Origin of the sequence: Pseudomonas sp. GZD-209, assembly GCF_049310485.1 — a bacterium.
GTDB classification, from domain to species: Bacteria; Pseudomonadota; Gammaproteobacteria; order Pseudomonadales; family Pseudomonadaceae; genus Aquipseudomonas; species Aquipseudomonas sichuanensis.
Window position 1 is genome coordinate 1 of record NZ_JBMOWQ010000029.1, and the last position, 7,843, is coordinate 7,843.

Genomic DNA, 7,843 nt, shown 5'->3' on the forward strand with positions numbered 1-7,843 from the left:
GGGAGCGGGCTTGCCCCGCGATGAGGCCAACCCGGGCAACGTCACTGCCTGATCGGGCCTCATCGCGGGGCAAGCCCGCTCCCACGCGTCAGCTCAGGCGCCGCGCCGGCAGCCACAACCTCACCCGCACCCCGCCTGGCACGTTGTCCACCGCCAGCGAGCCGCCATGCAGCTGCATCACCTCGGCGACGAAGTTCAACCCCAGCCCGGTGCTCTTGCGCCCGGTATCCGGCCTTGGCAGCGAATAGAACCGCTCGCTCACCCGCCCCAGCGCGTACTCGGGAATCGCCTGCCCCTGGTTGAACAGGCTCAGCGCCACCCGCTCGCCCTCGCGCTCCAGCTCGAACAGCAAGGCGCCGCCCAGCGGGGTGAAGTCCAGGGCGTTGTCCAACAGGTTGGCCAGCGCCTGGCGCATCAGGAACGGGTCGCACCACAGGCGCATATCCACCGGCACCCGCTGGCGCACCTGCAAGCCGGCATTGTCGATACGCGCCCCATGGGCCAGCAGCAGTTCATCGACCAGCGCCGCCAACGCCACTTGCTGTTCGTCCTCCAGCGCCTGCATCTGCTCGACCCGGGCCAGGTTGAGCAGGCGCTCGATCATCTGCTGCAGGCGCTCGCTCTCACGCTCGATATTGCCGGCGAAGCGCGCCCGCTGCTCATCCGGCATGGCGCCCTGGAGCAGCTCCGAGGCGCCGCGGATCGCCGCCAGCGGGCTCTTCAGCTCATGGGTAAGGGTGTGCACGTAGCGCTCGACATAGGCCTTGCCTTCCAGTTGCGTGCGCATGCGCTCCACCGCCGTGGCCAGCTGCTGCAGCTCGCCGCCCTTGTAGTGCGGCAAGGCGGCGCGCTCGCCTTCGCTGACCGCCTGGGCATAGTGGGTGAGCCGGCGCAGCGAGCGGGTCAGCCACCACGACAGCGCCGCGCCGACCAACAGGCCGAGCACGATCAACCCCAGCCCGAGGGTCAGCAGGCGCTGTTCGGAGCGGTCGATGTAGGGTTGCAGCGAGCTGTTGGGTTTGGCCACCGTCACCACGCCGATGATCTGCCCGTCATCGAGGATCGGCGCCGCCACGTGCATCACCGAGGTGCTTTCGTCGTCCGGGTCGCTGCGGGTGGAGCGCGCGCCGTACTGCCCGCGCAGGGTGAGGTAGACATCGTTCCAGCGCGAATAGTCCTTGCCCAGGGCCTGGCCGCTGGAATCGAGCAACACGATGCCCTTGGCGTCGGTGACATAGATGCGGTGGCTGACCTGGTTCTTCGCCAGCCCCCAGATCTGCGCGCTGGGGCGGCGCTCGCCGTAGGACTGCAGCACCTGCGACAGGCGGCTCTGGTTCAGGGTGCCGTGCTTGACGTCGTCATGGAGGATTTCCGCCAGCAGGTTGGCAGTGTCGACCAATGTTTCCTCGGAGGACTGGCGCACCACCGGGCGAATCTGTTCGCGCACGGTATTGAGCAGAAAATAACCGGCCAGCCCGACGAACAGGAAGTACACCAGGAAGATGCGAATCCCCAGGCGCATCAGGCGTGCTCCGGGCTGTAGCTGTAGCCCAGGCCGCGGTGGGTCTGGATCGGTTCGGCGTCGGCAGCCACCTGGCGCAGCTTGGCGCGCAGGCTCTTGATATGGCTGTCGATGGTGCGTTCGTAGCCCACGTCCGAGGCCACGCCCAGGCCATCGAGCAATTGTTCGCGGCTGAACACCCGCCGCGGTTGTTCGAGCAGGCATTGCAGCAGGCGGAATTCGTGGCGGGTCAGCGCCAGCGCCTGGCTGCGATAGACGATACGCATGGCCAGGCTGTCGAGCTGGAACGGCGCGCTGTCGGTGGCCGGCTCGCTGCGTGGCGCCATGCGCTTGAGGATCGCCCTTACCCGGGCCGCCACTTCGCGCGGGCTGAACGGTTTGACTACGTAATCGTCGGCACCGATTTCCAGGCCCAGCACGCGGTCGATCTCGGCGTCGCGGGCGCTGAGGAACATCACCGGCACCTCGGTGAAGCGGCGCAGCTGGCGGCAGGTTTCGAAGCCGCTGATGTCCGGCAGGCCAATGTCGAGGATCACCAGGTCCGCCGGGCGCAGGCGTTGCTGCTCGAGCGCGGCACTGCCCAGGGTCACCCATTCGGTGCTGTGGCCGTCGGCTTGCAGGGCGTAGACCAGGGTGTCGGCGATGGCGGATTCGTCTTCGACGATGAGGATGTGAGGCATGGCGTCCGGCCTTGCTGGGTGGGAGGCTGGACTTTGCAGCATAGGCCTGTGAGTGCGCAATCGTGGGAGCGGCGGTTCGGCGCTCCGACTTGCCCCGCGATGGCGTCGTCTGGCCTGACGCTATCGCGGGGCAAGCCCGCTCCCACAGATGGCCTATCGGATCAGCAGCTCGGCTTACCCGCGGTGAATTTCTCCGCCGGGTTCACTGCCGCCTTGAACTTCTTCAAGGCCTTGGCGCCGATCAGCAACGGATAGTTGAAGTTGCTGCGATCGACCAGGTTGACCTCCACGGTGCGCTTCACGTCACCCAGGCACAGCTCCAGGTCGACCACCGGGCGGCGGGACAGCTCGGGGGCATCGCCCTCCTCGTCCTCGTCGGCGCGGTTCTTGATCTTGCTGATGCGCGAAACTTCATGCTCGTAGACCTTGCCATCGGCGTCCTTGGTCGCCAGGCGAAAGCGCACCCACTCCTTGCCGTCACGGGTGAACAGCTCGATATCCTTGGCCGACAACGACGCGGTGTAGGCACCGGTATCCATCTTGGCTTTCAGGGTTTCGCCGATCTCCGGCAACTTGATGTTCTCGTAACGGCCGTAGAGCGTGGGCTCGGCGGCCATGACCGGCAACGCCAGCAGGGACAGCAGGGCAAGCAAGGGTTTCACGGGGCAGGCTTCCTTGAGAGGGGTCAGTGCTTAGACTGCGCGGGCAGGATAGGTTCGTTGCCACAGGTTAAACAACACAATGTGAAACATTTGTGCCACTTAATGGACGTACGACGTTTGGCGTAGGCCCCCGGGCTGCTTATCATTGCCGCCCGTACTTTTTACACAACACGAGTTCCCTTATGCGTCGCCTGTTGACTGGCCTGCTCACCACCACCCTGCTGCTGCTCAACACCTTGGTGATGATCGGCCCGCTGCTGGTTTTCGCCCTGCTCAAGCTGGTGCTGCCCGGGCGCGGGCGCGACTATGCCTCCGCCGGGGTGATGTGGATGGCCGAAAGCTGGTCGGAAGTCGACAAGGCCATCTTCGCCCTGTGCATCCCCACCCAATGGGAGGTGCGCGGCGTCGACACCCTGCGCCAGGACACCTCGTACCTGTGCATCAGCAACCACCAGACCTGGGTCGACATCCCCGCGCTGATCGAAAGCCTCAACCGCCGCGTGCCGTTCTTCAAGTTCTTCCTCAAGAAGGAGCTGATCTGGGTACCGCTGCTGGGCCTGGCCTGGTGGGGGCTGGACTACCCGTTCATGAAGCGCTACAGCAAGGCCTTCCTCGAGAAGCACCCGGAGCTCAAGGGCAAGGACCTGGAAATCACCAAGGCCGCCTGCGAGCTGTTCAAGCGCCAGCCGGTGACCGTGGTCAACTACCTCGAAGGCACCCGCTTCACCCAGGCCAAGCATGCCCAGCAGCAGTCGCCCTACCGCCACCTGCTCAAGCCCAAGGCCGGCGGCGTGGCCTTTGTGCTGGCGGCGCTGGGCGAACAGCTCGATGCGTTGCTGGACGTGACCATCGTCTACCCGGGCAACAAGGCCCCGGGGTTCTGGGAGCTGCTTAATGGCAGCATCAGCCGGGTGATCATCGACATTCGCGTGCGTGAGCTGGACCCTGCGCTGTGCGCGGGGGATTACGAGAACGATCCGGAGTTTCGCCAGGCAGTGCAGAGCTGGGTGAACCAGCTGTGGGTGGAGAAAGACCAGCGGATCGAGGAACTGCGGGCAGAGATGCGTTGAAACCATCGCGGGGGGGGGGAGGGGACCACAAAAACACCCACCAACCTTCGAGAGGGGCTTATGCGCAGAATACCTTGCCGACCCTCCCCCCCCCACCCCTATCGGGTTGGTTTTTGGGGCTCCCCCCCCCCCCCCCGATAGGGCCCACCAAATCACCGCGAAACCCCGATTAAAATCCAGATTAATAATCGACATTAGCAACTCTTTGTTTGTCACCACCCACCCTGGTGGATAAAAATCGATCAACCACAACTACAAAAAAGCCAGGATTGATCGATGGCAACCCAACCTTGCTCCGCCCCCGCGCAACTGCGCCGTGTCCTGGGCCTGCCCGCCCTGGTGTTCTTCGGCCTGGTGTACATGGTCCCGCTGACCATCTTCACCACCTACGGCATCGTCACCGAGCTCACCGGTGGCCGCACTGCCGGCGCCTACCTGGTCACCTTGCTGGCCATGCTGTTCACCGCCACCTCCTACAGCTTCATGGTCCGGCGCTTCCCCGTCGCGGGCTCGGCGTACTCCTACACCAACATGGCCTTCGGCCCCAACGTGGGCTTCCTGGCCGGCTGGTCGCTGCTGCTCGATTACCTGTTCATCCCGATGATCAACTACCTGCTGATCGGGCTGTTCCTCAACATCGCCTTCCCGGCCATCCCGGCCTGGGCCATCGTGCTGGCCTCGATCGCCCTGGTGACGGTGCTCAACGTGATCGGCATCCACTCGGTGGCCAAGACCAGCAACCTGATCGTCGGCGCGCAGATTGTCTTCATCGGCGTGTTCGTCGCCCTGTCGTGGCAGGGCCTGGCCGGGCAGCCGGTGGATTTGCTGGCGCCGTTGCGCGGTGACGGCAGCGCACCGGGCTTTGGTGCGTTGATGGCGGGGGCGGCGGTGCTGTGCCTGTCGTTCCTCGGCTTCGACGCCGTCTCCACCCTGGCCGAAGAATGCAAGGACGCCCGCCGCGACGTGCCCCGGGCGATCATCCTCACCACCCTGGGCGCCGGCCTGTTGTTCACCGTGCTGGCCTATGTCAGCCAGCTGGTGCTGCCGGGCAGCCACTTCGCCAACGCCGATGCGGCGGCCAACGAAGTGATGCTCAAGGCCGGCGGGCAGTTCCTCGCCAACTTCTTCACCGCCGCCTTCGTTGCCGGCAGCCTGGGTTCGGCGCTGGCCTCGCAGGCGGCGGTGTCGCGCATCCTGTTCACCATGGGCCGCGACCGTGTGCTGCCGCAGCGCAGCTTCGGTTATCTGTCGCCGCGCTTCGGCACACCGGTATTCGCCACCCTGCTGGTGTCGGCGTTCTCGCTGCTGGCGTTGGTGATCGACCTGGCCACCCTGGCCTCGCTGATCAGCTTCGGCGCGCTGGTGGCGTTCTCGGCGGTGAACCTGGCGGTGGTGAAGACGCACCTGGTGAATGAAAGCGCGCATCGCAACCTCAAGGGGTTGCTGCGCTATGGCGCGGTGCCGCTGGTGGGGTTGGGCTTGACCCTGTGGCTGTGGACCAGCCTGTCGGCGCTTACGCTGGTGATCGGGTTGTGCTGGTTTGCCCTGGGGTTGGCTTACCTGGCGGCGCTGACGGCGGGCTTCCGCAAGCCGGTACGCCTGGTGGATTTCACCGAAGCCGTTTGAAGGAACATAGCGCCTGTGGGAGCGGGTTCACCCGCGAATGCGAGGGTGAATGCGCCGCCGCCTTCGCGGGTAAACCCGCTCCCACAGGGGCCGCGTCAGGCGATTAGACCGATGGCTGGGCCAACGGCGCTGGCGTTGTCCACAGATTCCCCAGGTTCTGCAGCAACGACCCGGCAATTCCCTGCTGCCCCAGGTATTGCAGGATCAACGGCGCAAACTGCCCGATCATCCCGGTATCCAGGCCCAGCGCCTTGAACGCGGTATCCAGGTCGTTGCGGTTCTGCACCTCACCACCCAGCGCATTGCCCAGCGGCGAGTCAGCCTTGCCGTTGCCCAGCAACTGCCCCAGGCCGCTCAACCCGCCCAATGCACTGGCACCCGACAGCAAGTCCAGCCCCGGCACGGCCTTGGTCAGCTGACCATAGTCATCGCCGCTGAGGTTGTTGCGCGCCAGCCCCAGCATCGCCCCGGCGCCGCCGATGGCCTGCTCGGGGGTGATCTTCAACTCGCTGCCCAAGGTGTTGAGCAGGTTGGCCTGGGCCGCAGGCGCCTGCACCTGGGCGCCCTGCTCCTGGTTTTGCGTGGCGGATACCGCGTTGGCGACGTCGCTGAGGTTGAAGGCGAACACCGGGCTTGCGGCCAGGGTCATCAGGGTTGCCAGGGTGAATGCTTTCATCGGGAGGGACCTCGTCGGCCGGAATGGCCGGGAAACGAGGGGTTTGACTAGGGGTTTGAACCTTTGTTCCGGGCCGATTGTCGGCGCAGTTCGGACTGGACGATGCCTCGCCGCATGGCTCAAGCAGGCATGAAAAAGCCCCTCGGCAAGAGGGGCTCTTTTCACTTCACATCCGTTACGCCGCGCCCCACATCTTGTGCGGGTCGATCACGAATTTCTTCGGCACGCCGGCATCGAACTCGCCATAGCCTTCCGGCGCCTGGTCGAGGTTGATCACCTGCACGCCCACCACTTCGGCGATGTTGATGCGGTCCCACATGATCGCCTGCATCAGCTGGCGGTTGTACTTCATGGTCGGGGTCTGGCCGGTGTGGAAGCTGTGCGACTTCGCCCAACCCAGGCCGAAGCGGATGCTCAGCGCACCGATCTTGGCAGCAGCATCCACTGCGCCCGGGTCTTCGGTCACGTACAGGCCAGGGATACCGATGCTGCCGGCCACACGGGTGACTTGCATCAGCGAGTTCAGCACGGTGGCCGGCGCTTCATGCTTGGCGCCTTCGTGGCCATGGCCACGGGCCTCGAAGCCTACGGCATCGACGGCGCAATCCACTTCGGGCTCACCGAGGATGTCGATGATCTGCTCGTGCAGCGGGGTGTCCTTGGACAGGTCGACCACTTCGAAGCCCTGGGACTTGGCGTGGGCCAGGCGGGCCGGGTTGAGGTCGCCGACGATCACGCAGGCGGCGCCCAGCAGGCGGGCAGACGCGGCGGCGGCCAGGCCGACCGGGCCGGCACCGGCTACGTAAACGGTGCTGCCTGGGCCAACGCCGGCAGTCACGGCACCGTGATAACCGGTTGGCAGGATGTCGGACAGGCAGGTGAGGTCACGGATCTTCTCCATGGCCTTGTCGCGGTCCGGCAGTTTCAGCAGGTTGAAGTCGGCGTAAGGCACCAGCACGTATTCGGCCTGGCCGCCGGTCCAGTCGCCCATGTCGACGTAACCGTAGGCGCCACCGGCGCGGGCTGGGTTGACGGTGAGGCAGACGCCGGTGTGCATCTCTTTGCACGAGCGGCAGCGGCCACAGGCGACGTTGAACGGCACGGACACCAGGTCACCGATCTTCAGGCGCTCGACGTCACGGCCCAGCTCGACGATTTCACCGGTGATTTCATGGCCCAGGACCAGGCCGACCTGGGCAGTGGTGCGGCCACGGACCATGTGCTGGTCGGAGCCGCAGATGTTGGTGGAGACCACCTTGAGGATGACGCCGTGTTCGATCTTCTTGCCGCGCGGGTCCTGCATTTTCGGGTAGTCGATCTTCTGTACTTCGACCTTGCCAGCGCCGAGATACACCACTCCACGATTGCCAGACATGCTCTTACCTCGCTTGATTTGTATTTATGCAGCGTTGGTTGAAGCGCCGCCATCCATGGGCGGCCTGTGTTACTGGAATGAGGGGAATTGTGGGCTTGATGGGGGATGTCGCAGTGACTGGTTGCGACAAAGGGATACCTGTTTGCGGCGCAGGGCTGTCGCAAAAAGCATCGCGGGGGGGGAGAAGGCGCCCCCCCCCCCCACGAGAGGGAGGGGGTCCCCCCAGAGGGGG

The 7,843-nt window shown here is 65.1% G+C and carries 7 protein-coding genes; 2 read left to right on the forward strand and 5 right to left on the reverse strand.

All coding sequences use genetic code 11. The features are described from left to right. Positions 1-88: 88 nt before the first annotated feature. From creC to ACO6VM_RS05590, 3 genes are all read right to left on the reverse strand, one after another. Positions 89-1,522, reverse strand: coding sequence for a two-component system sensor histidine kinase CreC (gene creC, locus ACO6VM_RS05580; RefSeq protein ID WP_422402899.1), 1,434 nt, complete (start codon positions 1,520-1,522; stop codon positions 89-91). After that, on the reverse strand, positions 1,522-2,202 hold the full coding sequence (creB, locus tag ACO6VM_RS05585) for a two-component system response regulator CreB (RefSeq protein ID WP_401057591.1): 681 nt from the start codon (positions 2,200-2,202) through the stop codon (positions 1,522-1,524). The genes creC and creB overlap by 1 nt, the downstream gene beginning before the upstream one ends. A 161-nt stretch (positions 2,203-2,363) precedes the next feature. Next, the gene (locus ACO6VM_RS05590; RefSeq protein WP_422402900.1) at positions 2,364-2,864 is read right to left on the reverse strand and encodes an ATP-dependent zinc protease; all 501 of its coding nucleotides are present in this window, start codon (positions 2,862-2,864) and stop codon (positions 2,364-2,366) included. A gap of 182 nt (positions 2,865-3,046) precedes the next feature. Here ACO6VM_RS05590 and ACO6VM_RS05595 point away from each other — a divergent pair, with 182 nt between their 5' ends. Next, the gene (locus tag ACO6VM_RS05595; RefSeq protein WP_401057589.1) at positions 3,047-3,934 is read left to right on the forward strand and encodes an acyltransferase; all 888 of its coding nucleotides are present in this window, start codon (positions 3,047-3,049) and stop codon (positions 3,932-3,934) included. Positions 3,935-4,210: 276 nt separating this feature from the next. Continuing rightward, positions 4,211-5,560, forward strand: a complete 1,350-nt coding sequence (locus ACO6VM_RS05600) for an APC family permease (protein ID WP_422402901.1) — start codon at positions 4,211-4,213, stop codon at positions 5,558-5,560. 103 nt (positions 5,561-5,663) lie between these two features. Here the strand turns inward: ACO6VM_RS05600 and ACO6VM_RS05605 are convergent, their stop codons facing one another. Together ACO6VM_RS05605 and fdhA are read right to left on the reverse strand one after the other, a co-directional pair. Then, positions 5,664-6,236, reverse strand: a complete 573-nt coding sequence (locus tag ACO6VM_RS05605; RefSeq protein WP_401057587.1) for a DUF2780 domain-containing protein — start codon at positions 6,234-6,236, stop codon at positions 5,664-5,666. 175 nt (positions 6,237-6,411) lie between these two features. Beyond that, entirely contained in the window at positions 6,412-7,611 is a 1,200-nt protein-coding gene (gene fdhA, locus ACO6VM_RS05610; protein WP_125857155.1) for a formaldehyde dehydrogenase, glutathione-independent, read from the reverse strand. Between the last annotated feature and the right edge of the window lie 232 nt (positions 7,612-7,843).